The organism is Paraburkholderia jirisanensis (assembly GCF_054782355.1).
The window spans coordinates 553,617-578,280 of record NZ_BAAGSQ010000021.1 but is presented as its reverse complement, the minus strand read 5'-3'; the positions used below and the strand labels follow the sequence as shown (position 1 = coordinate 578,280).

The following is a 24,664-nucleotide window of genomic DNA, read 5'->3' as shown; positions in this document are numbered from 1 at the left end:
CATGTGCCGCTGGCGGCGCGGATCAAGAAGGTGCTCAATGAGCGGCCGGGTCATCGGGCGCCGCGCGTGCGCTTCGAGCAGGAGCTGGAAGACTTCCTGTCGGATAGCGCCGCTGAAGAGACGCTCGATGCGGTGATCAACTGGGGCCGTTACGGCGAGATTTTCTCTTACAACGACCAGTCGGAAATTTTCAGCCTGGAAGACGTCGAGACCTGAGCGGCGCAACGCGGCCGCTGCAAGAGCCGCGTGCTAGCTGCGCGGCGGCGAAACTGCCGGCGCGACTTCGGCGACAAGGTCAATGCGGCGAAAGAAGGGCGGCTGTGGAAACACAGCCGCCCTTTTGTTTGGGCTTTGCACGTCGCGCGTTTCCGTTGCCGCGCGCCCAGGCGTGTTACTGCAGATTGCCCCAGCGCTCCACCGCCGGTTCCGCCGACGCCCATTTCCATAGGCGCTTGTCCTGCGGCGTCTGGCAGGCCGCTGCCGTGTACCAGTGCTCGGGCGAGTCAGCCTCGTCGCCGTCGGCGACCGAAAACGCAAATTCTTTACAGTCCGCAAGCGCGGTCGTAAACGCGCGTAGCACGCGCACCTGGCCGTGACCATTCTCGATCGGCAGCGTGTGCTTGACCTTCCACGGCCGCGTATCGCCTACCGGGCTCGCGCCGGCCAGCGCAGCGATCACATCCTGCTGATCGGTGTGCATCACGCGCAGATAGCGGTTGATGGTTTCGGTGGTGGCGGCCTGCACCGCAATGCCGACGCCGATGCCGATCGCCGGATTGGCCGTGACGATGCCGGTGGCCGCACCCGCTGCGGCACCGCCGGCGGCGCCGACCGACGTGGAGTTGCAGCCGGACAGCGATGCGGCAGCGCCAGCGCAGATGGCAAGCGCGAGCAACGCACGGGTGGCGACGCGAGGCACGGCTGCCGCTTTGACATCGCGAACGACGCCCGTGCCGTATAGCGCCGTTTCTGCGCGTTGCTGTACGGCTTCGGCAGCGCACGCCGCTTGCATGTGCCGCGTGCGCCGCTCGTGCCGCCACACCGCGCTACCGCGCATCGCACGCTTGAGCATGGTCGCAGCCGCATTCATTGCAGCGCACCCCAGCGCTCGGTAGCCGGTTCGGCAGATGCCCATTTCCACAGCGTGCCATCGCGGCAGATCGACGCGACAAAGAATGCGCTGGAGGCCGGGACCTTGTCGGTGGCCGGTTTGTCGACCGAGAACACGATTTCCTTGCAGTCGAGCGGTCCGGCGCTGATCACGCGGCTGACGGTGACGCGCCCATGCTGGTCTTCTTCGAGCGGCACCGAGTGCGACACGCTCCATGGCGCCACGCCGCCGACGTCGAGCGGCCCGGCGACCTGGGCGATGCCGTCCTGGGTATTGCGATGGATCACGCGCTCCGAATACTGGACGCCGGCGCGCGCGGCGGCGACTGCGCCGAGGCCAATGCCGGTCGCGACCGCTGCGTTATTGGTGATGGAACCGGCGATCGCTGCACCGGCGATACCGGCGCCGGCCGTGGCGCTTTCGGCGTAGAGCGACGAACAGCCGCTCAGTGCCATGGCGGTGGCACACAGGCCAAGTGTGGCGAGCAGCGTGAGGTGTCGCTTGACCTGCTGTATTAGGTGCCGCGCGAGCCGGCCTGTTGCTGCACGGGTATTGCGCGCCGTGATGAGTGTCGCGAGGCGATCCGCGACGCCTGCATGCGGCGCCGCATCGGCGCCGGACATTGTTGTTTGCATTTCCCTGTTCATGCTCCTGCCGATCCGATGCGCGCTACCCGAATGGGCGCTACCCAATGGGCGCACGCGGCGGTCTCACCGCCAAGCCGAGACTTTGCGTGACCTTGCGTGACTTTGACGCACAGGATTGTGCAGGATGCCAATTGTAATTGGCACAGAAAAAATGCAAGCAATTGCAAAAGCAGATGCGTGCGACGTCAGTTTCTGGTCGATCGCCCGCGGCTGCGGCCGTGCCGATGCGAGCGAGCGGTGGTGCATCGAGCGCGCCGCGCTACCCCGCCTCAGCTCTCGGCCGGCCCGGAGTCGTCTTCATCGCCGTATGCGCTCAAGCGGTTGTAGAGCGTCTTCAGGCTCACGCCGAGCGCCTTGGCCGCACGCCGCTTGTCGCCGCCGCAGTATTTCAGCGTGCCGAGGATGATCTGCTTTTGCGCATCGGCAAGCGGCGTGCCGATCCACACGCTCATCGAATCGCCGAGCGTGACGGGCTTCTTCACGCGCGACATCAGATGCGGATGCGGCAGCTCGACGGTTTTCTCCGCGAGAATGAACGCGCGGTACACCGCGTTTTTCAGTTCGCGCACATTGCCCGGCCACGACCACGTGCGCAGCGTTTCCATCGAACGCTTGCTGAACACCTTGTTCGTGCTTTCCTGCTGGTTCAGCTGCGCGAGGAAATGCGACGCGAGCAGCTCGCGATCGCCTTCGCGCTCGCGCAGCGGCGGCGCACGCAACGGGAATACCGCGAGCCGGTACATCAGGTCTTCGCGCAGCCCGTTTTCCTTGACCGCTACCGCCGGATCGCGGTTGGTGGCCGCGATCACGCGCACGTCGCCGCGAATCAGATCGGTGCCGCCGACCCGAAAGAACGTACCGGTTTCGAGCGCGCGCAGCAGCTTCACCTGACGCACCGGCGACATCTCGGTCACTTCGTCGAGAAACAGCGTGCCGCCGTTCGCGTGCTCGAAATAGCCGATGCGGCCTTGCACCGCGCCGGTAAAGCTGCCTTTTTCGTGGCCGAACAGCTCGGCTTCGATCAGTTCGTCCGGAATCGCGCCGCAGTTGACGGCGACGAATGCGCCGCTATTGCGCGTGCTGTGATCGTGAATGGTACGGGCGATCAGCTCCTTGCCGGTGCCGGATTCGCCGATGATGAGCGCGGTCGCGTCGGTCGCGGCCACGCGCTGGATCTGCTCATAGAGATCGAGCATGACTGGCGACGAGCCGTACAGCGTGCCATACGACTTCAAGCCCGCGACGCCTTCGGCGCCGCGTGATTTCGCCTGTGACGTGGCGCCGCCGCCGGCAGTGCCGGCAGCGGGCGAGTCCAGATCGGTTGACGCCATAACCAGGGTGTCCTGTACAAATGCGCTTCGAGATGGAGATGGCGCGGGGCTGGCGCGGCGGGTGTGCATCCGGATTTGAAACCGGGTCTGAAACATTCCGCCCGCTGTCTCGCAAAAGCCAATTTAACCACTCACGCGCCGTGCGCGGCAAGGCGCATCCGTCGATCGGGCACGAATGATGAATGACGGCAAAAAGTGCGTGCTGTACCCGTTCTCGGCAAGATTGACCTGGCTGCGGCCCGCGAAGCACGGCGAACTTCGCGCTGTGCAAGCCGATCGAGACCGTGTCGGGTACGCCGGTTGCGACGTCCGTCAGATGGGATTGAAGCATAGGAGATCGCGATGACTGCAACGACCGAACAGCTGTCGCTCGGCAGACAAAAAATTATCGAAGACCTGAACGTATTGTTGACGGATTCAGAGGAAATACTGCGGCTCGTCGCTGCAGTGCCCGGTGAGGGCGTCGACGCATTGCGCGAGCGGCTGCGTGCGCATGTCGAGTCGCTGCGTGCCGCATCGGCCGACGCACAGGCGGTTGCGCAACGCGGTTACCGCAGCGCGACCGTGCAGACCGAGCGTTACGTGCGGCGCAAACCGTGGCAGGCGCTTGGTATGGCAGCGGGCGTCGGCTTTTTGCTCGGCGTGCTGGCCACGCGTTAATGGATGTACGGTGGGACGGCGGCTGAAATTCGCGGCAGGTTGGTTTGATTTCGGCTTTAACTCCTGCTTTAACGCACGTTTTAACTCCCTTTTGATTCCCCGATCTGATTTCTCTTAGCAACGAGGCAACCAAGGAGGTTTTGATGGCACGGCCAAAAATCGGCATCTTCGGCGCGCTGTTCGCGGTTGGCAGCGTGCTCGCATGGCGTTGGGTGCAAAAGCAGCGCGCGGCTCAGGCGGTCCCGGCTCGCGATCTGACGCGCTGGGAAGGCGAGGGTGGCGCGGTCACCAACGATCAGCCGCTGCATCCGAAAGCGTTGGCTGGAACCACGCATCCGCGCTCGGCGAACGGCGCCGACCATAGCGCGTCGGGCGATGCGTGGCCGTTCCCGCGCAGTTGACGCGCATACGCCTGCTGCGCCGCTGTGGCGGCCGCAGGCGCGGTGATCGCGCGGTGTGACTGGGTGGTGTCCCAGTTGCGACCATTTCGCTCACTTTGTGGGGAGCCACCGCGCCCGCGGCGGCGTCCAGAGTGGCCGTCGCTGCCGCAGCGTGTCGGCCGCATCGGCTGCGCGCGCCGACCCTGCCGAGACCTTCCCGAGACCTTGCCGATATCGCAGCCGCTGCTGCCAGCGCGGATTCTGTTGCGATGTGCGCGCCGCTGCAGCGTCGCCTGATGCGCGGCACATTGAATCAATGGCCTCCCAAACCGGCCCGCCCCGTATGGTTTTATCGAGATATCGCCGTATAATGGGCAAATCCACAACAATGAGGTCGTTTAGAGCTGTCCCGGACGGCAATTGTTGCGCGATTACACTAAGTTGGTAATTTTTTCATGGTCGATAGCCCGGTACAGCGATTTCGCGCATAGGATTGTCTATAGGCGTTTCGGCGGGGCGGAGCAGCAGCCACCGTGCGCGTTCCGTCCATCGCGCGCCGCGCCGGGCTCCGCTGATCAGCACTTTTAGGGTTTCTCAAACGCGATGCCACACGCACTGATTGTCGACGACGATCCGGGTACCCGCGAGGCGCTAGCCGCGATTGTCGCCGAAGACGGACTCACCACCGCCACCGCAGGCGATCTGCGCGAAGCCCGCATTCAACTGGTCCGGCAAATGCCGGACGTCGTGTTCACCGATCTGAAGCTGCCCGACGGCAGCGGCGTCGATCTGTTCGAAGATCTCGATCCGCGCTCGGGCGTCGAATTCATCGTGATCACCGGTCACGCCACGGTCGAATCGGCCGTCAGCGCGCTGAAGATGGGCGCCGCCGACTATCTGGTGAAGCCGATCAACATGCAGCGCGTGAAGGCGATTCTGAGCCGCCTGCCGCGCGCGGGCGATCTGAAGGCCGAGATCGGCACATTGCGCGGCGAACTGCGCCGCATGGGCCGCTTCGGGCTGATGCTCGGCAATTCGCCGGTGATCCAGCAGGTGTACGACCAGATCAGCCGCGTCGCGCCGACCGCTGCCTCGGTGATGCTGGTCGGCGAATCCGGCACCGGCAAGGAAGTCGCGGCGCAGACGCTGCATCAGCTGAGCCTGCGTCGCAAGCATGCGTTTCTGGCGGTGAACTGCGGCGCGATTTCGCCGAACCTGATCGAGTCGGAGATGTTCGGCCACGAGCGCGGCTCGTTTACCGGCGCGGACCGGCAGCACAAAGGGTATTTCGAACGCGCGAACGGCGGCACGCTGTTCCTCGACGAAATCACCGAAATGCCGATCGAGCTGCAGGTGAAGCTGCTGCGCGTGCTCGAGACCGGCATGTTCATGCGCGTGGGCACGACCAAGGAAATCGAAACCGACGTGCGCCTGATCGCGGCGACCAACCGCGACCCGGAGCAGGCCGTGCTCGAAGGCAAGCTGCGCCTCGACCTGTATCACCGGCTCAACGTGTTTCCGATCAACCTGCCGCCGCTGCGCGAGCGCGGCAAGGACGTCGAATTGCTTGCGCAGTCGTTCCTCGACGAGCTCAACGAGAAGCACAGCACGCGCAAGCATTTTCCGCCGGCGGTCAAGGAGATGCTGCTGTCCTATGCATGGCCGGGCAATGTGCGCGAGCTGAAGAATTATGTGCAGCGCGCGCACATCATGTCGGGCACCGATTCCGATAGCACCGCGACCGTGCCGTTGCAGATTACGCTGTCCAAGCCGACTGCCGGCACGGCGATCACGATTCCGTTTGGCACGTCGCTCGCCGAGGCGGATCGTCAGCTGATTCTTGCGACCCTCGAGCAGTGCGGCGGCGTGAAAACACGCGCGGCGGAGATTCTCGGCATCAGCCTGAAGACGCTCTATAACCGGCTGGTCGAGTACGGCAACGACGCGGCCCGCGGCGACGACGATTCGACGGAAGAGCCGCAGGCGTTCGGGAAAGCCGACGCGTAAGCAGCGTGGCCGGCGGCCGTCGGTTGCGCTGCACCAGCCCGACTGCAACATTTCAAACGGCATAAGCCTTGCTGCGTCATCCTGAACGACGCACAACAAGGAGGCTCCATGTCACTGCACGATGCCGCCGCCGGGACGATCCCGCCGGCGCTGGATCCGGATGCGCACGGGGCAGCATGTCGGGCGCACCGCCGCGAGCTGCACCGTCCGGAGCCGACTGATCCGCCGTTGCCGGATGACGACCCCGATGATCCCGTTCCGCCCGATGGGCCGCCTGATCCCGATCGTTTGCCGGGTGAGGCTCCGCCATTGCCGATCGGCGATCCGCCGCCCGCGCACGTACCGCAGTCTTGCGCGACGGCGCGCGAAGCCGGAGGTGGTGTCGGCGAGCCACATGCCCGCTCAGCACGAATCCCCCTGCAGACCCCACGCAGCGCCACTTCTGCGCGCATTGCTCCGACCCATTACCACGCGATCCTGCACGCGCCGTCCGCGTATGTCTGTTGATACGTATCTTGATGTACTGGTTACAAAACCTGCGAACTTTTTACCGGCAAATTACTGTCCCGAGTCCTAGACTGAGGGGATGCCACCTCCCGGTGGCGGCCTTCCCCGGAGGCAATCGATCATGAGACACCCCGCATTGCGGCGCTCCGCGCGCCATTCGAAGCGCGACGCGCGCCCCGGCAGTGTTCCGGCAGGTCAGCAGCCCAGCCCGGATCCGGCCGCGCAGAACCGCGCCGCGCCCAATGCCCCGCCAGATGGGGATCACAACCAGGGTGGCAGCCGCACGGAAGGACTCGATTACCAGCGTGATCTCGGTTCCGAACAGGACGCCTGAGGCCCGTTCCGGTCGAGATTCATCTGGAGGAAAATACTCCGCGCGACCGGTTCGCGTGGCAGTTTCTACTCGTTCGTCACATTTGCATACATTTTCCTGTTTCCGGATGCGGCATTGCGGCATAAAGCTTGCGTGCACAGTTTCAGCGCATCACGGAACGTCAACTGATTAAGGGGGAGCTGTATGAGCAGATTGATCGTAGTTTCGAACCGCGTTGCACCGACGCAGGAAGGCCGTCCCGCCGCGGGTGGTCTGGCGATCGGCGTGCTGGATGCCCTGAAGGAAACCGGCGGCGTGTGGTTCGGCTGGAGCGGGGAGATTGCCGGTGAGCCGTCGGCTCCCGTGATCGAAAAGCAGGGCAACGTGACCTATGCGACCGTGGCCCTCACCAAGCGCGACTACGACCAGTACTACCGTGGTTTCTCGAACGCGACGCTGTGGCCGACCTTCCACTATCGGAACGACCTGTCGCGCTACGACCGGCAGGAGTACGCGGGCTATCAGCGTGTGAACGCGATGCTCGCGAAGCAACTGAAGGAAATGCTCAAGCCCGACGACATCATCTGGGTGCACGACTACCATCTGCTGCCGTTTGCGCGCTGCCTGCGCGAACTCGGCGTGCGCAACCCGATCGGCTTTTTCCTGCATATTCCGTTTCCGGTGCCGCAAGTGCTGCTGACCGTGCCGCCGCACGAAGAGCTGGTCAAGGATATGTGCAGTTATGACGTGGTCGGTTTCCAGACCGATGCGGACCGTCAGTCGTTCGTCGACTATATCGAGCGAGGCCGTCATGGCAGCGCCAGCGACGACAACATGGTGCACGCGTACAACCGCTTCCTGAAAGTGGCGGCCTATCCGATCGGCATCTATCCCGATGCGATCGCGAAGGCTGCCGAGCAGTTCACCGACCGCAAGCCGGTGAAAAGCCTGCGCGACGGCATGCGCAATCGCAAGCTGATCATGAGCGTGGACCGGCTCGATTATTCGAAGGGGCTGGTCGAGCGCTTCCAGGCGTTCGAACGGCTGCTGCTGAACGCGCCCGGCTGGCATGGCCGCGTGTCGCTGGTGCAGATCGCGCCGCCGACCCGTTCCGACGTGCAGACCTATCAGCGCATTCGCCAGACCCTCGAAGGCGAGGCGGGCCGTATCAACGGCCGCTTCGCGCAGCTCGACTGGACGCCGATCCAGTATCTGAACCGCAAGTACGAGCGCAATCTGCTGATGGCGCTGTTCCGGCAGTCGCAGGTCGGTTATGTGACGCCGCTGCGCGACGGCATGAATCTGGTCGCGAAGGAGTATGTGGCGTCGCAGGATCCGGCCGATCCGGGCGTGCTGGTGCTATCCCAGTTTGCAGGCGCCGCGGAGCAGTTGCCGGGCGCGCTGGTGGTCAATCCGTTCGATCTGTCGCAGATGGCCGAAGCGCTCGAACGCGCGCTGTCGATGCCGCTGGCCGAGCGCCAGGCGCGCCACGCGGACATGATGGCGCCGCTGCGCGAGAACAATCTTTCGGTGTGGCGCGATACGTTCCTGGCTGATTTGCGGCATGTGGCGACCGCGTCGTCGGTGACCGAAAAAGCGGTAAAGCGCGCTGACGTGACCGTTTGAGCAGCGGGCGGTTGCGTCTCGCTTCGGGGCGGTCTTGACGGGGGGCCGCTTGCCGATGATTGCTGCACGGCGCTACGCTGCCTCCGGCGCCGGCTGTTTCAAGCGCATCGCGCTGACCACTGCCGCCACCGCCGAAAACACCGCCGCCACATACAGCACGACGGCCGGCGCATGATGCGGCACCACACCGAAAATCAATGCGACCAGTGCGGCACCGAGCGTCTGCCCGGTCAGGCGCGCGGTGCCGAGCATGCCGCTCGCGCCGCCCGCGCGCGAGCGCGGCGCGGACGACAGGATCGTGCGGTTGTTAGGCGACTGAAAAATACCAAAGCCCGCGCCGCACAGCGCCATTCGCCACGCAATATCGAACGGATCCGGATGCGCGCTGAGCGTCGCCATCAGCAGCAGGCCGCCGGTCATCACAGCGAGCCCGATGCCGCCGAGCAACGCCGCCGACATCCGGTCGGACAGCGCGCCGGCAATTGGCGCGACGATCACGATGGTCAGCGGCCAGGGAGTCATCAACAGGCCGGTCTGTACCTGCGACAAACCGAGCGTGTTCTGCATGAAAAACGGCAGCGACACGAACGCCAGCATCTGCGCCGCGAACGAGCAGACCGACGTGCCGATCGACAGCGCGAAGATCGGGATCTTAAGCAGGTCGACCGGCAGCAGTGGGGCGGGCTGCGTCAACTGGCGCCGTACGAAAAAGTAGCCGATCACGACTGCACCGAGCGCCTCGAGTGCCGCGTAGCCGTATGACTGACCATGCCCAAGCCCGTCGACGGCGAAGATCAGCAGGCCGAATACAAACGCGTTCATCACCGCGCCGAGATAGTCGTACGGCGACTCGTGGCGGATATTGCCGGGCAGCGCCTTGAGCCCGATCGCGAACGCGACGAGGCCGATCGGCACATTGATCGCGAACAGCCACTGCCACGGTGCCACCGACAGTACGCCGGCAGCCACCGTCGGCCCGAGCGCGGACGAGACCGCGACCACCATCGCGTTGATCGACACGCCGCGGCCAAGTTGCGCGGGCGGATAGATCATGCGTACCAGCGCGGTGTTGACGCTCATGATGCCGGCCGCGCCGAAGCCCTGAATCACGCGGGCCAGCGCGAGGGTGGGCAGCGAATGAGCCAGTGCGCAGCCGAGTGACGCAACCGTGAATAGCACGAGCCCGCCCATGTAGACGCGCCGATAGCCGATGCGGTCGCCCAGCGAAGACAGCGGCAGGAGAGAAATCGTCACCGCCAGTTGATATGCATTGACTACCCAGATCGAACTCGCAGCGCTGGCGTTCATGTAGCGCGCGATGGTCGGCAGCGCGACGTTGGCGATCGCCGCGTCGAGCACCGAAACCGAAATGCCGAACGCGACGACGAGGATCGCCCAATAGCGTTGCGGCACCGGCAGGCCCAGTTCGGTGTCGGCCGCCGCCGGGCCTGGATGGACAGGCGCACCGGACGATTCGGGACGGTCCTTGCGGGATGGTTGTGCGCGCATCGGTTATCGAATTGTTTTGAACAGGCGCTGCCGATGGCCTCGCGGCCGGTCGAAGCGGCGGTTGATCGGATTGTTGGTTTCAGGCGGGCAACATAAACGCAACCCCGCGCATGCGACCCCGAGCAACCCGACCGTGCCGCAAGCGCGGTCTACCAAGCCGCACATACTACCGGCACAGGGCGATCAATGCAGCAGACTATTTCGGTTCGTAATGCCACTTACAGGTTGTCGAATCGATTTCAATGATGTGTGTCAGATAGCGTGCGATCGGAGTAATGGTGTCGCTTGCCGCCGGCACATTGCGCGACCTTGAGCGCATCTGGCTGGATCAGCGCCACACCCTTGCGTGCGTTGACGCGTGCCGCTGTCGTCTCGCGTGTCTTTCAGGCAGGCTCGCGCGCCTCGTGCATGGCGTTACGCGCGTTCGTCGAAGCTCGGTGCTTCGCCATGCAGCCAGTCGATCAGGCGCTGCAGCACGCCGTCGAGATCCCGATTCGCTCCGCGCAAAGCGCATTCCCAGACAGTCGCGACGCGCCAGCCGCGCTCGTGCAGCGCCGCTTGCGCCTTTGCGTCATTGGTGCGGTTGCGGCCGATCTTGTCGCGCCAGAACTCGGGACGCGTTTGCGGCCACTTGAACAGCGGGCAGTCGTGGCCATGCCAGAAGCAGCCGTGCACGAAGATTACCGCGCGATAGCGCGGCAGCACGATGTCGGGGCGGCCTGGCAGGTCGCGCGCATCGAGGCGGAAACGGAAGCCCCGGCGGTGCAGCAGGCTGCGGATCAGCAACTCGGGCTTGGTGTTGCGGCCGCGGATGCCGGACATCATCCGGCTGCGCGTCGCGCGATCGACGATGTCGACCATTACGCGGCCTGGGTGGGCGGTGGGGTGACGGTGAGCGCGCTGGCGGCCGCATGGGCAGGTGTTTCGGAGCGCGTTTTAGCGCCCGATCCAGTGCGAGTTTTGGTGGGCGCCTGGGTAGGCGCTTGGGCGGGCGTTTGCGTGGGCATGCCGGCGGAAAGCCCGGCGGGCGCGAGCGGCGCGACATGCGCGGCGATGACGTGCGCCGACTGCGGTGCCGCGCCGCTGCGCAGTGCGGTGACGTGCGGCAGCATGATGCGCGCGACCTCGCGCATCACGGGCATCACCACGCTATTGCCGAACTGCCGGTACGCCTGGGTATCGCTGACCGGAATGCGGAACGTATCGGGAAAGCCCATCAGGCGCGCGCATTCACGCGGCGTCAGACGGCGCGGCCGTTGGCGCGCGCCCTGATGCACCAGAATTTCCGAACCGTCCTTGTGATAGCGCGCCGATAGCGTACGCGTCACGCTGTCGGGATACGCGAGACCGAAGCCAAAACCGTTGCCCGCCGCGCGATGCTTCTCCGCATAGTTCTGCAGGTAAGTCCACAACTTCGGCGTCAGCGTGTACTTCGGCTGCACGATACGCGCGCGATGATCGAAAAAGCGTTCGCCGTCCCACGGCAGCAGCGGTTCGCTGCCGTCGGTCTTATGCAGCACCGACGCGAGGCGCGGGCCGTCGTCAGGCAGATCCAGCGCGTCCCACGAAAACGACGTCGCCTCGCGAAAGCCGACGATGATGATCCGTTCACGATGCTGCGGCGTGAAATGCGCGCCATCGACGATCCGGTAGTGCACTTCATAGCCGAGTTCGTCGCGCAGCGTCTGCAGGATCACGTCGAAGGTGCGGCCCTTGTCGTGCGACAGCAGGTTCTTTACGTTTTCCAGCAGGAACGCCGCCGGACGCCGCGCCGCGATAATGCGCGCGACATCGAAAAAGAGCGTGCCTTGCGTCGCGCATTCGAAGCCGTGCGGACGGCCAAGTGCATTCTTCTTGCTGACACCGGCGATCGAAAACGGCTGGCACGGGAAGCCGGCGAGCAGCACGTCGTGCGCGGGAATGTCGGCGGCCGCGTACGACACGATGTCGCCGATCAGGCGGTGCCCGGTGCGCGGAGTCTCGCCTCGCGCGACGCCATCGGCGACGTTTTCAGCGAAGCTTTCGCCGAAGTTCTCACCGAAGTTCTCACGGTAGGTTTTTTGCGAAAACGTATTCCATTCGCTGGTGAACACGCACGTGCCGCCGTGCGCCTCGAAGCCCATGCGGATTCCGCCGATACCGGCGAACAGATCGATGAAACGGAAGTGGGGGACGTTGCCGCGCTGCGCTTCGACCGGCACCGGTGCGCCGTGCAGCAACGCATGCAAAGCGGGCGTGAGCATCGCGGGGCAGGGCGTTTCGCCCTTTTCCCAGCGACGCACCGTCTTGATGTCTTTGCCGACGTGTGCGGCGATTTCTCGTTGGGTGAAGCGCGTACGTGCCTGTCTGAGCAGTTCAAGCGGTGCGGCCTGGGTCACAGGATGTCCTCTGGGTATTTTGGCGGACATTATGACCTATGACGCTCCCTCTTTTGCGCGCCGCTATCGCTTTCGCACGACGATGCGGCCCAATCACCCCGTGCGGGTGTCGCTCAGGTCAACACGAGCGCGAGGCCGCATGACAGCACGATCAGCATCAGTCCTGCGGCAAACGCGAGATTGTACGGATAGGCCATGGTAGTCGGACGAAACAGGGCAGTGACGCAATGATAAGAGCATGCGTGCACTGCGCAACAGGCGACCTATGCGGTTACGTGGGGCGCCGCACATTGCCCCGCAGAGCCTTGTCGGGCGGGCTTTGCGGCAGCGCGATTCGAAACATCGCGTGAGATTGCCTAGAATGGGTGAACAGCGCAAACGTGGGCAAGGAGACGGACATGAGCGAATCGATGCTAGCTTATTTGCTTGGGCCGACCGTCATGGTGGTGGTGTGTGTCGTGATGTGGCTGATCGCGCATCATCATCAGAAGATCATGGATCGCGGCGGGCCGCGTGTGCGTTATTTGCGCTGGCTCGATACGTATCACGGCGACTGGCGCCACCGTCACTGATTCCTTCACATCGTGCAGTTCGCGCCGCTGACAATGCGGCGCGTCCGCGCACGCCTGTGTTTGTCCCCATAGCGATTCATCTGCGCGTGTCCCGGTCGCGCGCATTATGGTATCCGGCGAAATAATGAATTGGGCTTTTAGGCGTTTACCCTGAAGCTACACACCCCTAGACTGTTTTCATTCGCTGCAGACAAGTGCAACAAGCGCTGCAGATACCTAAACAAATCCAGGAGGTAGCAATCATGAATTCGCTGATCAGAGCTGTTGCCGTTGCCGCTGTTCTCGCCATCCCCGCTTTGTCGTTTGCCCAATCGAACCAACCTGTCACCCGCGCGCAAGTGCGTGCTGAACTCGTGCAGCTGGAAAAGGCCGGCTATAACCCGGCAGATTCGAGCGACGCGCATTATCCGGCGGAGATTCAATCGGCTGAGTCGCGTGTAGCGGCGAGCAATCAGGTTACGCAAAACAGCAGTTATGGCCCGTCGACGGATGGCGCATCGCAATCCGGCCAACGCAAGGACGTCACGTTCAGCTCGTATTCGGCGCCCGTGTTCGTGCATCACTAACATCATCACTAATGGTTCGCTTCGGGTGACATAACGTCGCACGTATTGCCCGGGCGGATTCGGATGTAACGCAAACCCGCGATTGAGCTGTTACGCGGGTTTGCACTCTTCAGGCTGTTCAAGAACCTCCCATCGCCGGTTCGCCGGCGATTTACGCCCAGCCTGTATGGTCTGGGCGCTTTTCTCGAGTTCCAACCGTCAATAATGGGATCGCACGTCGCGCGATTTATCGCGTGCTACGATTTCGTGCGCATTTGTGCCGCATATAGCCGCTACGTTTTTGCTGTGTCATTACGGGTTCCGGCAGTCATGCCCATCAACTATCTTCGCGGTTTCACGTCGCCCGAACGCACCGACGCGGCCAATCGCCGGCTCGGATGCTCGCTCGCGTTCGTCGCGGGAGCCGCGAATGCCGGCGGCTTTTTGGCGGTAGGGCAATACACGTCACATATGTCGGGGATCGTGTCTTCGCTGGCCGACAATCTCGCGCTCGGCGACCCAGCGCTACTCGCCGCGGGATTGAGTTCACTGGCTTCGTTTCTGTGCGGCGCCGCGGCTTCTGCGATTCTGATCAACTGGGGGCGCCGGCGGCGTCTGCGCAGCGTCTACGCGACGCCGCTCGCGATCGAGGCGGCGCTGCTCTTGTGCTTCGGCCTGCTAGGCGCGAATCTCGAGCAGCAGCGCCTGTTCTTCCTGCCGGTCACGGTGTGCCTGCTGTGTTTCGTGATGGGCCTGCAGAACGCGATGATCACGAAAATCTCGCGCGCGGAAATCCGCACGACGCATGTGACCGGGCTCGTCACCGATATCGGCATCGAGTTAGGCAAGCTGTGCTATTGGAACGCGCGCCCGGTGGATGACGGCGCGGCAGTGGTGCGCGCCGACCGACAAAAGCTCGCGTTGCTCGGGTCGCTGCTCGGGTGTTTTCTGACCGGCGGACTAGCGGGCGCGGTGGGGTTCAAACAGTTGGGGTTTGTGTCGACCTTGCCGCTTGCGGGGGTACTGATCGTGCTTGCGGTGGTGCCGCTGGTCGACGATATGCGCGGTGGCGCGGCACGACTGAAACGTTAGCGTCGGCGCTCACCTGAGCGGTGCGGGCACATGCCTGTACGGTTGGTCGCTCGTCAAGGCTAGGCGACGCGAGCCACGAAGCCCTTCACGACGGGCTTCGGCGCACTTCATGCAGAAGTGCTGCCTAGCGCAGGTCGTCCTCGTGATCGTGGTCTTCCACGTGGCTGCCGGACGATGCCCATAGCAAATCTTTCAGAAAGTCTTCGGTCGCGGCATCCCATTGCGGCGTGCCTCGCGCAAAGTCTTCCGGGTTGCGTTTGCCGCTCGCGCGACGGATCACGCGCACGGAATCTTCCAGTGCCAGCGCCGCGTCGTACTGGGGCGTGCCGGGCTTCAGAGGGAGGTATTTGTCGGGTTCCATGCCGGGGCTAACGGCAGACCGCTGCGCAAACTTTAATCGCGATCGGCGGGGCAATCGGATTGGATGACGCCGGTTCGCGTGCAAGCGGCGTTTGATTGGCATGCAAACGCGTTGGCCGGTGACGCAGAATCGGGCCGCCAAGCCTTGCTGTGCGGGCTACCCCGCGTCTATTCCCAATAGATTGTCGCGCATATGGCAATGATCAATTCCTCAGACTAGGGTTTCCCCTAGGCGCCGAACCCCCTAGACTGTTTTCAACGGTTGCTAACAAACAGCGCCGGCCAACTCAAAATGAATCCCGGAGGTATGTGATGAATTCGCTGATCAAAGCTGTTGCTCTTGCCGCTGTACTCGCTGTGCCCGCTGTGTCGTTTGCCCAATCGAACCAACCCGTCACCCGCGCGCAAGTCCGCGCCGAACTCGTGCAACTGGAAAACAACGGCTACAACCCGGCCGATTCCAGCGATGCGCATTACCCGGTGGCGGTGCAGAAAGCGGAAGCGCGCGTAGCGGCGGATACGACCGGTTACGGCCCGGCAACGGCGGGTACCTCGCAGGCGGGTTCGGTCAAGCAACCGGCGCCGCAATACAACCAGTTCCTGGGTTCGCCGTACAGCCACTCGTAAGCTGAAGGGTTGGGCGCTGGGGGGCGCAAAACCAGTCATTTTCGAGTGAAGAAACAGGCCCACGCTATCGGCGTGGGCCTGTTGCATTGTGGGGTGCGCGCGAGCAGGGCGGCCCGCTGCGATGATCAAAGATTGGGTTGCAGTGCAGCGGCCTCGAGAAACCGGCGGGTAGCTTCGAACGATTGCAGCATCTGGTCGGGCCACGGCGTTTGCTGCATCATTGCCTGGTGGTTTTCATACGCGCTCTTCAGCAGCGTTTGCAGTTCAGGCGAAGCCAGGTGGCGCAAAACGACGCTCAGCGCGATAGCGGTTGCCTGGCTCGCGCCGGCGGTTTGCAGTTCCGAAGTGGTGAGAGCCGCGAGTTGTTTGTTGATGTCCATATTGAGTCGTCAGAAGCGTGGTCGCAAAAGCTAGATTCTGACATGTCGCGCTGGCGAGCCATTTCACACAATGTGCGCTTCAATCATCATATCGGCCTGTGTGAGCTGCGGTCACTTCCAGACCGTGCGCGTTTGCTATACTCTGCCCCCTGCAACGCGGTTCGTCAGGCAGCACGCGCCGCGCAGGTCCTCTCCGCGTAGTTCAATGGATAGAACAAGTGCCTCCTAAGCGCTAGATACAGGTTCGATTCCTGTCGCGGGGACCATCGCATTTTTCACGCATTTTCCAAACACAAACGGCCTGGCGGAATATGATCTTCCGCCAGGCCGATGCGATACGCCACGCCAGCTAGTTCTCTACGCGGTTCATCATGCCGCACCGCACGTCAATGCGAACGGCGGCCCACGCACATCAAAACTCCACGACTGCGAATTCCGCCTTGCTGACGTCGCATAGCGGGCAGCGCCAGTTATCAGGGATATCGGCAAAACGGGTGCCGGGCACGATGCCTTCTTCAGGCAATCCTTCTTCTTCGTTGTAGATCCAGCCGCAAATCAGGCAGACCCAGCTTTTATATTCGATCACTTCACTCACGACGTACTCTTTGATTCGTTCAGATGCAGGCTTGGCGCGTTTCACCCCTCTGCGCGCGAAGGGGCAGCGCGCGGCGGGGCTGCCATTTTACCGGAAATCGGCAACGCCCCCGGGCACGCGGACGCGAAGCGCGAGCGACGCCGTAACACAACGTCATCGCGCATTGGCCGGCTCGGACAATTCCGACACATGCGCGGTGTATGCTCGAGGCGCAGCCCTTCCGCGCGATCTCGCAACGCGCCGCGACGAGGCTTGCCGCCGCTGGGCCGCCGTGCGTAAGCAGGCGCGGCGACCCAGCGGCGGGATCCGGATCGCCTTGCATCGGGCTGCTTTTTCTTCAAGGAGAACAGGATGTTGACGAATAAATGGCTGGCCGGCGCACTGTGCAGCGGCTTGCTGCTCGCGTCGGGTGTCGCTCGCGCCGAAGGCGTGTCGTTTGTCGAGCCGAAGGACGGCGCGACGGTGCAAAGCCCAGTCCACGTGAAGTTCGCGGTCGACGGCATGAAGGTCGCGCCGGCCGGCACGATGACCGAAGGCACCGGCCACCATCATCTGGTGATCGACGGGCAGCCGGTGCCGAAGGGCACCGTGATCCCGGCCAACGACAAGTCGCTGCACTATGGCAAAGGGCAAACCGAAGCCGACGTGCCGCTGACGCCGGGCGATCACACGCTGACGATGCAGTTCGGCGACGGCGCGCATCGCTCGTATGGCCCCGACTGGAGCAAGACGATTACCGTGCACGTGAAGCAATAAATGCAGTCGCGCCGCGCCATGCTGGGCGCGGCGGCGCAGTTTTGCGATGGGTCCCGGTCCCGGAGCGGCTGCTGCCGCGCAAAGCTGTGTGTGTCGGATGCGGGTCTGCGCCTGATCCGCTTTTTGAGCCGCGCCTGAGCCGCGCTTTATCCGCGCCTGATCCGTTTCGTGCCGTTTCTTTGTCCTATCCCATCCGGCTAGCGAGGCAGCGCGCGAGCCGCCCGGTACAATGCATGTTTTGCTCCATCGCTGCCGGCCCCCTTCCTCCATGTCGCTCTACACCATCACCGGCGCACAACTCGCGTTCGGTCACGTCGCGTTGCTCGATCACGCGGATTTTTCACTCGAAGCCGGCGAACGCGTCGGCTTGATCGGCCGCAACGGCGCGGGCAAGTCGTCGTTGCTGAAAGTCGTTGCAGACCTCGCGAAGCCTGATGACGGGCTCGTCACGCGCCAACAGAATCTGGTAACCGTCTACGTGCCGCAGGAAACGGAATTCGAAGCCAACGCATCGGTGTTCGATACGGTCGCCGCGGGTCTCTCGCATGCGCGCGAACTGCTCGACGAATATGACAAGGTTGCGCACGCGCTGGCGGATGCGCCCGAAGGTGCCGCGCACGACGCGCTGCTGATGCGCATGAACTCGCTGCAGTCGTCGCTCGATACGGCCGACGCGTGGAACTGGCGCATGCGCGTGTCCACCACGCTCGCGCAGATCGGCCTTGACGGCAACGCACAGGTCGAGGCGCTGTCGGGCGGCATGCAAAAGCGCGTGGCGCTTGCGCGCGCACTGGTGCTGCAACCCGACGTGCTGCTGCTCGACGAGCCGACCAACCACCTCGATTTCGAAGGCATCCGCTGGCTCGAAGACTTGCTGATTTCTCAACGCGCGGGCTTGCTGTTCATTACGCACGATCGCGCGTTTCTCGATCGTGTGGCTACGCGCATCGTGGAACTCGACCGTGGGCGCCTGCTGTCATACCCGGGCAATTTCTCCGCGTACCAGACGCGCAAGGCGCAGCAACTGGAAGTGGAGCGGGTCGAGAACGACAAGTTCGACAAGCTGCTGGCCCAGGAAGAAGTGTGGATCCGCAAAGGTGTCGAGGCGCGCCGCACGCGTAGCGTGGGCCGCATCGCGCGGCTCGTGCAGATGCGCGGCGAGCGCGCGGAGCGCCGCAACGTGCAGGGCAACGTGAAGCTCGACGTCGCGCAGGGCGACAAGTCCGGCAAGATCGTGGCCGAGCTGACCGACGTGACGAAGCGCTTTGGCGAGCGCACGGTGGTCGATTGTTTCACTGCGTCGGTGATGCGCGGCGACAAGATCGGCTTCGTCGGCCCGAACGGCGCGGGCAAGACCACGCTGCTCAAGCTGATTCTCGGCGAACTGCAGCCGGACGAAGGCCGCGTGCGGGTCGGCACGAATCTGCAGGTCGCGTACTTCGACCAGATGCGCGCGCAACTGGATCAGGAAAAAAGCCTCGGCGATACAATCAGCCCAGGCAGCGACTGGGTGGAAATCAACGGCGCGAAGAAGCACGTGATGAGCTATCTCGGCGATTTCCTGTTCGCGCCGGAACGTGCGCGCTCGCCAGTCAAGTCGTTATCCGGCGGCGAGCGCAACCGGCTGTTGCTGGCGCGGCTGTTCGCGCGTCCGGCAAACGTACTGGTGCTCGACGAACCGACCAACGACCTCGACATTCCGACGCTCGAATTGCTCGAAGAACTGTTGACCGACTACGACGGCACCGTGCTGCTCGTCAGTCACGACCGCGCGTTTCTGGACAATGTGGCGACCTCGGTGATTGCGTCGGAGGGGGAGGGCCGCTGGCGCGAGTACGTCGGCGGTTTCACCGACTGGCAGACGCAACGTGATCGCTCGGAGCAGCTTGCGCAGCAGGACGTGCCGAAAGAGCCGGCAAAAGAAGCCGCGCCGAAGGACAGCGCAACCGGGCGCAATGCTCAGCGTTCGGTGAAACTGTCGTACAAGGAGCAGCGCGAACTGGAAGCCTTGCCGGAACGGATTGCTGCGCTCGAAGCCGAGCAGAAGACCGTCTCGGCGCAACTGGCGGATGGTTCGGTCTTCGCGAAAGACGCGCAGGAAGGCGCGCGCCTTACGCAGCGCTATGCGGAAATCGATGGCGAGCTGATGGTGGCGCTGGAACGCTGGGATGAGTTGGAGAACAAGGTTAAATAAGCGGTTTTGATATATACGGCTTGCTTCTCACACGGGCACCGCTTCGCTGATTACGCGTGCCCGAAACGATTCCAGCCGGGCGAGCGGCGTCAGCACGTCCACGCACACGCCTAACAGCGCTTCGAGCTGCCGCTGTATGCGGGCAATATCGAGTAAGGTTGTCGCCATCTGCGCGCGAAACCTTACCTGACAACCACCATGCAGCCGCAGCCCCTCACCCGGCCGGTGCGGTCCGACGCCACACAACACAGCCGAAATAACTAGCCAAACAGCCAACCTCGCCCTTCTCAAATTGCCGCGCGCAATGAAATCAGTAAAATACCCGCGAACCTGCTGCCACCGCAGCGCGCGCCATTCGCACAATGGCCGCGCATGGCGCGGCAGCCGCAACGCAATCAGAGAAGCCTGCCTGCATGTGCACGCAGGGCAGGCAAACGTTCCATTCCGTTGTTTCGATTCGCTTTTTTTGAGAACTCAACGCGTTGTCCACGCAGATGTCCACAGCCGTTGTGGACAACGATGAACCGACGGACCCGAGCAAGCCATGTCTACGAAGAAGTCAAACGCTGCGTATAGCGAAGCGTCGATCAAGGTACTGAAGGGACTCGAGCCGGTCAAGCAGCGGCCCGGCATGTACACGCGCACCGAGAATCCGCTGCACATCATCCAGGAAGTGATCGACAACTCGTCGGATGAGGCGCTAGGCGGTCACGGCCGCCAGATCACCGTCACGCTGCACACGGACCATTCGGTCTCCGTCGAAGACGACGGCCGCGGCATTCCATTCGGCATGCATCCTGAAGAACGGGTGCCGGTCGTCGAGATCGTTTTCACGCGCCTGCATGCGGGCGGCAAGTTCGACAAGGCCGAAGGCGGCGCGTACACGTTTTCGGGCGGCCTGCACGGCGTTGGCGTGTCGGTCACCAACGCGCTGTCCACGCGCCTCGACGTGAGCGTGTGGCGCGACGGCAAGGTCGCTGAACTGGGCTTCGCAAACGGCGACGTCGTCACGCCGCTGAAAGTCCGTGCCGCGCAACGCGACGAAAAAAAGACCGGTACACGCGTCACGGTGTCGCCGAATCCGAAGTATTTCGATTCGCCGAACCTGCCGGTCGGCGAATTGCAGCGTCTGTTGCGCTCGAAGGCGGTGCTGCTGCCGGGCGTCGAAGTCACGCTGATCACCGAGAAAACCGGCGAGCGGCAAAGCTGGAAGTACGAGGACGGCCTGCGCGGCTATCTGCTCGAAGGCATGGCCGGCAGCGATCTGCTGATTCCGTTGTTCGAAGGCGAGCGCTACGCGGAAAACTCGCGCTCGAATGAAGAGACGTTCGCCGAAGGCGAGGGCGCCGCATGGGTGGTTGCGTGGAGCGAAGAAGGTCCGCTCAATCGCGAATCGTATGTGAACCTGATTCCGACGCCGGCCGGCGGCACGCACGAGGCCGGTTTGCGCGACGGCCTGTTCCAGGCGGTGAAGAGCTTCGTCGAACTGCACAACCTGCAGCCGAAGGGCGTCAAGCTGCTCGCCGAGGACGTATTCGCGCGGGTGTCGTTCGTGCTGTCGGCGAAAGTGCTCGACCCGCAGTTCCAAGGGCAGATCAAGGAGCGTCTGAACAGTCGCGACGCGGTCAAGCTGGTGTCGTCGTTCACGCGCCCAGCGCTCGAATTGTGGTTGAACCAGCACGTCGAGCACGGCAAGAAACTGGCCGACCTGGTCATCAAGCAGGCGCAGGCGCGCACGCGCGCCGGGCAGAAGGTCGAGAAGCGCAAGAGCTCGGGCGTCGCGGTGCTGCCCGGCAAGCTGACCGATTGCGAATCGACCGAAATCGATCGCAACGAGCTGTTCCTCGTCGAAGGCGACTCGGCCGGCGGCTCCGCGAAGATGGGCCGCGACAAGGAATTCCAGGCCATCCTGCCGCTGCGGGGCAAGGTGCTGAACACCTGGGAAACCGAGCGCGACCGGCTGTTTGCGAATAACGAAGTGCACGACATCTCGGTGGCGATCGGCGTCGATCCGCATAGCCCGGACGACACCATCGACCTGTCGAACCTGCGCTACGGCAAGATCTGCATCCTGTCCGATGCGGACGTCGACGGCGCGCACATCCAGGTACTGCTGCTCACGCTGTTCTTCAAGCATTTCCCGCAGCTGATCGAACGCGGCAACGTGTATGTGGCGCGGCCGCCGCTGTTTCGCGTCGATGCGCCGGCGCGCGGCAAGAAGCCCGCGCAGAAGCTGTACGCGCTCGACGAGGGCGAACTCGAGGCGATTCTCGACAAGCTGCGCAAGGACGGCGTGCGCGAATCTCAATGGACCATCAGCCGCTTCAAGGGCCTCGGCGAAATGAGCGCCGAGCAGTTGTGGGACACCACGATGAATCCGGATACGCGCCGCCTGTCGCCGATCGCGCTGGGCGAGCTCGATTTCGACGCGACCGTCGCGCGCATGACGATGCTGATGGGCAAGGGCGAAGCGGCGTCGCGCCGCAGCTGGCTCGAAGAGAAGGGCAACGAGGTCGAAGCGGACATTTGAGCCTGACGCCATGGCGCGCCACGACGCGCGGCTTGAAGTCACGTAGGGCCAAGTAAGGCAAAGCCTGACGCAGCGAGCTACGCCAGGCTCATGGCCACCAAGGACACGGAATAAAGATGGCAGACAACACTCCCGATCTATTCGAGCAGGCGCCCGCAGCGGGCGATCGCCTGACGCTGGGCAACTACGCGGAACGCGCGTACCTCGACTACGCAGTCAGCGTCGTCAAGGGCCGCGCGCTGCCCGACGTCAGCGACGGGCAAAAGCCGGTGCAGCGCCGCATCCTGTACGCGATGAGCGAGATGGGGCTCGCCGACAACGCGAAGCCGGTGAAGTCGGCGCGCGTGGTCGGCGACGTGCTCGGCAAGTACCACCCGCACGGCGACCAGTCCGCATACGACGCGCTGGTGCGTCTCGCGCAGGACTTCTCGATGCGCTACCCGCTGATCGACGGCCAGGGCAACTTCGGCTCGCGCGACGGCGACGGCGCCGCGGCGATGCGCTACACGGAAGCGCGCCTCACGCCGATCGCGAGGCTGCTGCTCGACGAAATCGACCTCGGCACGGTCGATTTCATGCCGAACTACGACGGCTCGTTCGAAGAGCCGAAGCTGTTGCCCGCGCGGCTGCCGTTCGTATTGCTGAACGGCGCGTCGGGCATCGCCGTGGGTCTCGCCACCGAGATTCCGTCGCATAACCTGCGCGAAGTGGCGGCCGCGGCGGTCGCGCTGATCCGTCATCCGAACCTGACGCATGCGGAGCTGATGCAACTGCTGCCCGGCCCGGACTTCCCGGGCGGCGGCCAGATCATCTCGAGCGAAGCCGAAATCTCGGCCGCTTACGAAACCGGCCGCGGCAGCCTGAAGGTGCGCGCGCGCTGGAAGATCGAAGACCTCGCGCGCGGCCAGTGGCAACTCGTGATTACCGAGCTGCCGCCGAACACGTCGTGCCAGAAGGTGCTCGAGGAAATCGAAGAGCAGACCAACCCGAAGATCAAACTCGGCAAGAAGTCGCTCACCCCTGAACAACTGCAGACGAGGCAGACGCTGCTGGGTCTGCTCGACGCGGTACGCGACGAGTCCGGCAAGGATGCGCCGGTGCGTATCGTGTTCGAGCCGAAGTCGAGCCGTATCGACCAGGCCGAGTTCGTCACCACGCTGCTCGCGCACACCAGCCTCGAATCGAACGCGCCGCTGAACCTGGTGATGGTCGGCGCCGACGGCCGGCCGCGTCAGAAGGGCGTCAGCGAGATCCTGCGGGAGTGGGTCGGGTTCCGTTTCGCAACGGTCACGCGGCGTACCCAGTTCCGCCTCGCGAAGGTCGACGACCGCATCCATATTCTTGAAGGCCGCATGATCGTCTTCCTGAATCTGGACGAGGTGATCCGCATCATCCGCGAATCGGACGAGCCGAAGTCGGCGCTGATGTCGGCGTTCGACCTGTCGGAGCGGCAGGCCGAAGACATCCTCGAAATCCGCTTGCGTCAGTTGGCGCGGCTGGAAAAGATCAAGATCGAGAAGGAGCTCGAAGAACTGCGCAACGAGAAAGCGAAGCTCGAAGAACTGCTCGGCAGCGAAAGTGCGATGAAGCGCCTGATCATCAAGGAAATCGAAGCCGATGCGAAGCAATACGGCGACGAACGCCGCACGCTGATCCAGCAGGAAAAACGCGCGACTTTCGAAGTTCGCGTGATCGACGAGCCGGTCACCGTGGTGGTGTCGCAAAAGGGTTGGGTGCGGGCGCTGAAGGGCCACGGGCTGGACCCGGCCGGCTTTACGTTCAAGGCGGGCGACGGGCTATACGCGGCATTCCAGTGCCGCACGCCGGATACGCTGATCGCGTGGGGCAGCAAGGGGCGCGTCTATTCGGTGGCGGTCGGCCAGCTGCCGGGCGGGCGCGGCGACGGCGTGCCGGTCACGTCGCTGATCGAGCTCGAATCGGGCACGCATCTGATGCACTACTACGCGGCGAACGCCGAGCAGGCGCTGCTGCTGGCGTCGAGCAACGGCTTCGGCTTTATCGCGAAACTCAGCGACATGGTGAGCCGTGTGAAGGCAGGCAAGTCGTTCATGACGATCGACGAAGGGTCGGTGCCGCTCGCACCGATGCCGATGTTGCCGGACGCGAAGCAGGTGGCGTGTCTGTCGAGCGGTGGGCGTCTGCTGGTATTCGGCCTCGACGAGATGAAGACGCTGTCGGGCGGCGGCCGCGGCGTCACGCTGATGGCGCTCGACGACAACGAAACGCTCGCGCAGGCGCTTGCAATCGGCGCGGCCGGCCTCGTGCTGACCGGCACCGGCCGTGGCGGCAAGCCTGCTGAAGAAACGCTCGCGCGGGCGGCACTCGCCGCGCATGTCGGCAAGCGTGCGCGCAAGGGGCATAAGCCGGACACGAAGCTGAAGATCGTTGCGCTGCGGCCGGCGCTGCAGGCTTGAGCATAGATAAAGCGAAAGCGAAAGCGAAAGCGAAAGCGAAAGCGAAAGCGAAAGCAACAGGCAGGCGCCGGGCGCAGGCCTGAAACGACTCATCATGCACGAATCACGC

25 protein-coding genes and 1 tRNA gene are annotated in these 24,664 nt (G+C 63.6%); 15 read left to right on the top strand and 11 right to left on the bottom strand.

Features of this window, described 5'->3' with window-relative positions:
* The coding region (locus ACYVNQ_RS11740) for an AAA-associated domain-containing protein (protein WP_460902640.1) at positions 1-216 on the top strand (216 nt) is incomplete at its 5' end.
* A gap of 175 nt (positions 217-391) precedes the next feature.
* Here the strand turns inward: ACYVNQ_RS11740 and ACYVNQ_RS11735 are convergent.
* The 3 genes from ACYVNQ_RS11735 to ACYVNQ_RS11725 form a co-directional block, all read right to left on the bottom strand.
* Positions 392-919, bottom strand: coding sequence for a hypothetical protein (locus tag ACYVNQ_RS11735; protein WP_460902706.1), 528 nt, complete (start codon positions 917-919; stop codon positions 392-394).
* 167 nt (positions 920-1,086) lie between these two features.
* Positions 1,087-1,746, bottom strand: a complete 660-nt coding sequence (locus ACYVNQ_RS11730) for a hypothetical protein (protein ID WP_460902639.1) — start codon at positions 1,744-1,746, stop codon at positions 1,087-1,089.
* 281 nt (positions 1,747-2,027) lie between these two features.
* Positions 2,028-3,089, bottom strand: coding sequence for a sigma-54 interaction domain-containing protein (locus ACYVNQ_RS11725; protein WP_460902638.1), 1,062 nt, complete (start codon positions 3,087-3,089; stop codon positions 2,028-2,030).
* 342 nt (positions 3,090-3,431) lie between these two features.
* Between ACYVNQ_RS11725 and ACYVNQ_RS11720 the strand changes: the two genes are divergently transcribed.
* From ACYVNQ_RS11720 to ACYVNQ_RS11710, 3 genes are all read left to right on the top strand, one after another.
* Positions 3,432-3,749, top strand: coding sequence for an ElaB/YgaM/YqjD family protein (locus tag ACYVNQ_RS11720; RefSeq protein WP_460902637.1), 318 nt, complete (start codon positions 3,432-3,434; stop codon positions 3,747-3,749).
* A gap of 143 nt (positions 3,750-3,892) precedes the next feature.
* Entirely contained in the window at positions 3,893-4,150 is a 258-nt protein-coding gene (locus ACYVNQ_RS11715) for a hypothetical protein (RefSeq protein ID WP_460902636.1), read from the top strand.
* 582 nt (positions 4,151-4,732) lie between these two features.
* Positions 4,733-6,136 (top strand): sigma-54-dependent transcriptional regulator, encoded by a 1,404-nt coding sequence (locus ACYVNQ_RS11710; protein ID WP_460902635.1) that lies wholly within the window; start codon positions 4,733-4,735, stop codon positions 6,134-6,136.
* Positions 6,137-6,247: 111 nt separating this feature from the next.
* Here ACYVNQ_RS11710 and ACYVNQ_RS11705 read toward each other — a convergent pair whose 3' ends face one another.
* Complete coding sequence (locus ACYVNQ_RS11705; RefSeq protein WP_460902634.1) at positions 6,248-6,532, bottom strand: hypothetical protein; 285 nt, start codon at positions 6,530-6,532, stop codon at positions 6,248-6,250.
* A gap of 232 nt (positions 6,533-6,764) precedes the next feature.
* On the opposite strand from ACYVNQ_RS11705, the gene ACYVNQ_RS11700 reads away from it, so the two are divergent.
* Together ACYVNQ_RS11700 and otsA are read left to right on the top strand one after the other, a co-directional pair.
* Positions 6,765-6,977 (top strand): hypothetical protein, encoded by a 213-nt coding sequence (locus ACYVNQ_RS11700; RefSeq protein ID WP_460902633.1) that lies wholly within the window; start codon positions 6,765-6,767, stop codon positions 6,975-6,977.
* A gap of 183 nt (positions 6,978-7,160) precedes the next feature.
* Entirely contained in the window at positions 7,161-8,582 is a 1,422-nt protein-coding gene (gene otsA, locus ACYVNQ_RS11695) for an alpha,alpha-trehalose-phosphate synthase (UDP-forming) (RefSeq protein ID WP_460902632.1), read from the top strand.
* Positions 8,583-8,654: 72 nt separating this feature from the next.
* On the opposite strand, the gene ACYVNQ_RS11690 is transcribed toward otsA, so the two are convergent.
* From ACYVNQ_RS11690 to dcm, 3 genes are all read right to left on the bottom strand, one after another.
* Complete coding sequence (locus ACYVNQ_RS11690; RefSeq protein ID WP_460902631.1) at positions 8,655-10,091, bottom strand: MFS transporter; 1,437 nt, start codon at positions 10,089-10,091, stop codon at positions 8,655-8,657.
* A 414-nt stretch (positions 10,092-10,505) separates the two neighbouring features.
* Positions 10,506-10,952: a very short patch repair endonuclease gene (locus ACYVNQ_RS11685; protein WP_460902630.1), complete on the bottom strand. Its 447-nt coding sequence runs from the start codon at positions 10,950-10,952 to the stop codon at positions 10,506-10,508.
* Positions 10,952-12,469 (bottom strand): DNA (cytosine-5-)-methyltransferase, encoded by a 1,518-nt coding sequence (gene dcm, locus ACYVNQ_RS11680; protein WP_460902629.1) that lies wholly within the window; start codon positions 12,467-12,469, stop codon positions 10,952-10,954. Before dcm ends, ACYVNQ_RS11685 begins: the two co-directional genes overlap by 1 nt.
* Before the next feature lie 398 nt (positions 12,470-12,867).
* On the opposite strand from dcm, the gene ACYVNQ_RS11675 reads away from it, so the two are divergent.
* The 3 genes from ACYVNQ_RS11675 to ACYVNQ_RS11665 all read left to right on the top strand — a co-directional run bounded on the left by ACYVNQ_RS11675 (position 12,868) and on the right by ACYVNQ_RS11665 (position 14,678).
* Positions 12,868-13,041 carry a hypothetical protein gene (locus tag ACYVNQ_RS11675; RefSeq protein ID WP_460902628.1) on the top strand — a complete coding sequence of 58 codons (174 nt, stop codon included), beginning with the start codon at positions 12,868-12,870 and terminating at the stop codon, positions 13,039-13,041.
* Between the two features lie 242 nt (positions 13,042-13,283).
* Positions 13,284-13,607 (top strand): DUF4148 domain-containing protein, encoded by a 324-nt coding sequence (locus ACYVNQ_RS11670; RefSeq protein ID WP_460902705.1) that lies wholly within the window; start codon positions 13,284-13,286, stop codon positions 13,605-13,607.
* Positions 13,608-13,916: 309 nt separating this feature from the next.
* Complete coding sequence (locus tag ACYVNQ_RS11665; protein ID WP_460902627.1) at positions 13,917-14,678, top strand: YoaK family protein; 762 nt, start codon at positions 13,917-13,919, stop codon at positions 14,676-14,678.
* Positions 14,679-14,802: 124 nt separating this feature from the next.
* On the opposite strand, the gene ACYVNQ_RS11660 is transcribed toward ACYVNQ_RS11665, so the two are convergent.
* Positions 14,803-15,039: a hypothetical protein gene (locus ACYVNQ_RS11660; protein WP_460902626.1), complete on the bottom strand. Its 237-nt coding sequence runs from the start codon at positions 15,037-15,039 to the stop codon at positions 14,803-14,805.
* 311 nt (positions 15,040-15,350) lie between these two features.
* On the opposite strand from ACYVNQ_RS11660, the gene ACYVNQ_RS11655 reads away from it, so the two are divergent.
* On the top strand, positions 15,351-15,665 hold the full coding sequence (locus tag ACYVNQ_RS11655) for a DUF4148 domain-containing protein (RefSeq protein ID WP_460902625.1): 315 nt from the start codon (positions 15,351-15,353) through the stop codon (positions 15,663-15,665).
* A gap of 125 nt (positions 15,666-15,790) precedes the next feature.
* Here ACYVNQ_RS11655 and ACYVNQ_RS11650 read toward each other — a convergent pair whose 3' ends face one another.
* On the bottom strand, positions 15,791-16,045 hold the full coding sequence (locus tag ACYVNQ_RS11650; RefSeq protein ID WP_460902624.1) for a hypothetical protein: 255 nt from the start codon (positions 16,043-16,045) through the stop codon (positions 15,791-15,793).
* Between the two features lie 191 nt (positions 16,046-16,236).
* Between ACYVNQ_RS11650 and ACYVNQ_RS11645 the strand changes: the two genes are divergently transcribed.
* A tRNA-Arg gene (locus tag ACYVNQ_RS11645) sits at positions 16,237-16,311 on the top strand.
* A 146-nt stretch (positions 16,312-16,457) separates the two neighbouring features.
* On the opposite strand, the gene ACYVNQ_RS11640 is transcribed toward ACYVNQ_RS11645, so the two are convergent.
* Positions 16,458-16,640, bottom strand: coding sequence for a rubredoxin (locus ACYVNQ_RS11640; RefSeq protein ID WP_460902623.1), 183 nt, complete (start codon positions 16,638-16,640; stop codon positions 16,458-16,460).
* Positions 16,641-16,991: 351 nt separating this feature from the next.
* On the opposite strand from ACYVNQ_RS11640, the gene ACYVNQ_RS11635 reads away from it, so the two are divergent.
* Positions 16,992-17,396, top strand: a complete 405-nt coding sequence (locus ACYVNQ_RS11635) for a DUF4399 domain-containing protein (protein ID WP_460902622.1) — start codon at positions 16,992-16,994, stop codon at positions 17,394-17,396.
* A gap of 268 nt (positions 17,397-17,664) precedes the next feature.
* Positions 17,665-19,590 (top strand): ATP-binding cassette domain-containing protein, encoded by a 1,926-nt coding sequence (locus ACYVNQ_RS11630; protein WP_460902621.1) that lies wholly within the window; start codon positions 17,665-17,667, stop codon positions 19,588-19,590.
* Between the two features lie 27 nt (positions 19,591-19,617).
* On the opposite strand, the gene ACYVNQ_RS11625 is transcribed toward ACYVNQ_RS11630, so the two are convergent.
* Positions 19,618-19,758: a hypothetical protein gene (locus tag ACYVNQ_RS11625; protein WP_460902620.1), complete on the bottom strand. Its 141-nt coding sequence runs from the start codon at positions 19,756-19,758 to the stop codon at positions 19,618-19,620.
* 376 nt (positions 19,759-20,134) lie between these two features.
* Between ACYVNQ_RS11625 and ACYVNQ_RS11620 the strand changes: the two genes are divergently transcribed.
* Both ACYVNQ_RS11620 and parC read left to right on the top strand, forming a co-directional pair.
* Positions 20,135-22,120, top strand: coding sequence for a DNA topoisomerase IV subunit B (locus ACYVNQ_RS11620; RefSeq protein ID WP_460902619.1), 1,986 nt, complete (start codon positions 20,135-20,137; stop codon positions 22,118-22,120).
* A gap of 116 nt (positions 22,121-22,236) precedes the next feature.
* Entirely contained in the window at positions 22,237-24,555 is a 2,319-nt protein-coding gene (gene parC, locus ACYVNQ_RS11615) for a DNA topoisomerase IV subunit A (RefSeq protein ID WP_460902618.1), read from the top strand.
* Positions 24,556-24,664: the final 109 nt, after the last annotated feature.

Coding starts and splice junctions, on each gene's coding strand:
- ACYVNQ_RS11730 (WP_460902639.1), bottom strand. CDS start 1,746: ATGCAAACAACAATGTCCGGCGCCGATGCGGCGCCGCATGCAGGCGTC.
- ACYVNQ_RS11725 (WP_460902638.1), bottom strand. CDS start 3,089: ATGGCGTCAACCGATCTGGACTCGCCCGCTGCCGGCACTGCCGGCGGC.
- ACYVNQ_RS11720 (WP_460902637.1), top strand. CDS start 3,432: ATGACTGCAACGACCGAACAGCTGTCGCTCGGCAGACAAAAAATTATC.
- ACYVNQ_RS11715 (WP_460902636.1), top strand. CDS start 3,893: ATGGCACGGCCAAAAATCGGCATCTTCGGCGCGCTGTTCGCGGTTGGC.
- ACYVNQ_RS11710 (WP_460902635.1), top strand. CDS start 4,733: ATGCCACACGCACTGATTGTCGACGACGATCCGGGTACCCGCGAGGCG.
- ACYVNQ_RS11705 (WP_460902634.1), bottom strand. CDS start 6,532: ATGTGGCTCGCCGACACCACCTCCGGCTTCGCGCGCCGTCGCGCAAGA.
- ACYVNQ_RS11700 (WP_460902633.1), top strand. CDS start 6,765: ATGAGACACCCCGCATTGCGGCGCTCCGCGCGCCATTCGAAGCGCGAC.
- otsA (WP_460902632.1), top strand. CDS start 7,161: ATGAGCAGATTGATCGTAGTTTCGAACCGCGTTGCACCGACGCAGGAA.
- ACYVNQ_RS11690 (WP_460902631.1), bottom strand. CDS start 10,091: ATGCGCGCACAACCATCCCGCAAGGACCGTCCCGAATCGTCCGGTGCG.
- ACYVNQ_RS11685 (WP_460902630.1), bottom strand. CDS start 10,952: ATGGTCGACATCGTCGATCGCGCGACGCGCAGCCGGATGATGTCCGGC.
- ACYVNQ_RS11675 (WP_460902628.1), top strand. CDS start 12,868: ATGAGCGAATCGATGCTAGCTTATTTGCTTGGGCCGACCGTCATGGTG.
- ACYVNQ_RS11670 (WP_460902705.1), top strand. CDS start 13,284: ATGAATTCGCTGATCAGAGCTGTTGCCGTTGCCGCTGTTCTCGCCATC.
- ACYVNQ_RS11665 (WP_460902627.1), top strand. CDS start 13,917: ATGCCCATCAACTATCTTCGCGGTTTCACGTCGCCCGAACGCACCGAC.
- ACYVNQ_RS11660 (WP_460902626.1), bottom strand. CDS start 15,039: ATGGAACCCGACAAATACCTCCCTCTGAAGCCCGGCACGCCCCAGTAC.
- ACYVNQ_RS11655 (WP_460902625.1), top strand. CDS start 15,351: ATGAATTCGCTGATCAAAGCTGTTGCTCTTGCCGCTGTACTCGCTGTG.
- ACYVNQ_RS11650 (WP_460902624.1), bottom strand. CDS start 16,045: ATGGACATCAACAAACAACTCGCGGCTCTCACCACTTCGGAACTGCAA.
- ACYVNQ_RS11635 (WP_460902622.1), top strand. CDS start 16,992: ATGTTGACGAATAAATGGCTGGCCGGCGCACTGTGCAGCGGCTTGCTG.
- ACYVNQ_RS11630 (WP_460902621.1), top strand. CDS start 17,665: ATGTCGCTCTACACCATCACCGGCGCACAACTCGCGTTCGGTCACGTC.
- ACYVNQ_RS11625 (WP_460902620.1), bottom strand. CDS start 19,758: ATGGCGACAACCTTACTCGATATTGCCCGCATACAGCGGCAGCTCGAA.
- ACYVNQ_RS11620 (WP_460902619.1), top strand. CDS start 20,135: ATGTCTACGAAGAAGTCAAACGCTGCGTATAGCGAAGCGTCGATCAAG.
- parC (WP_460902618.1), top strand. CDS start 22,237: ATGGCAGACAACACTCCCGATCTATTCGAGCAGGCGCCCGCAGCGGGC.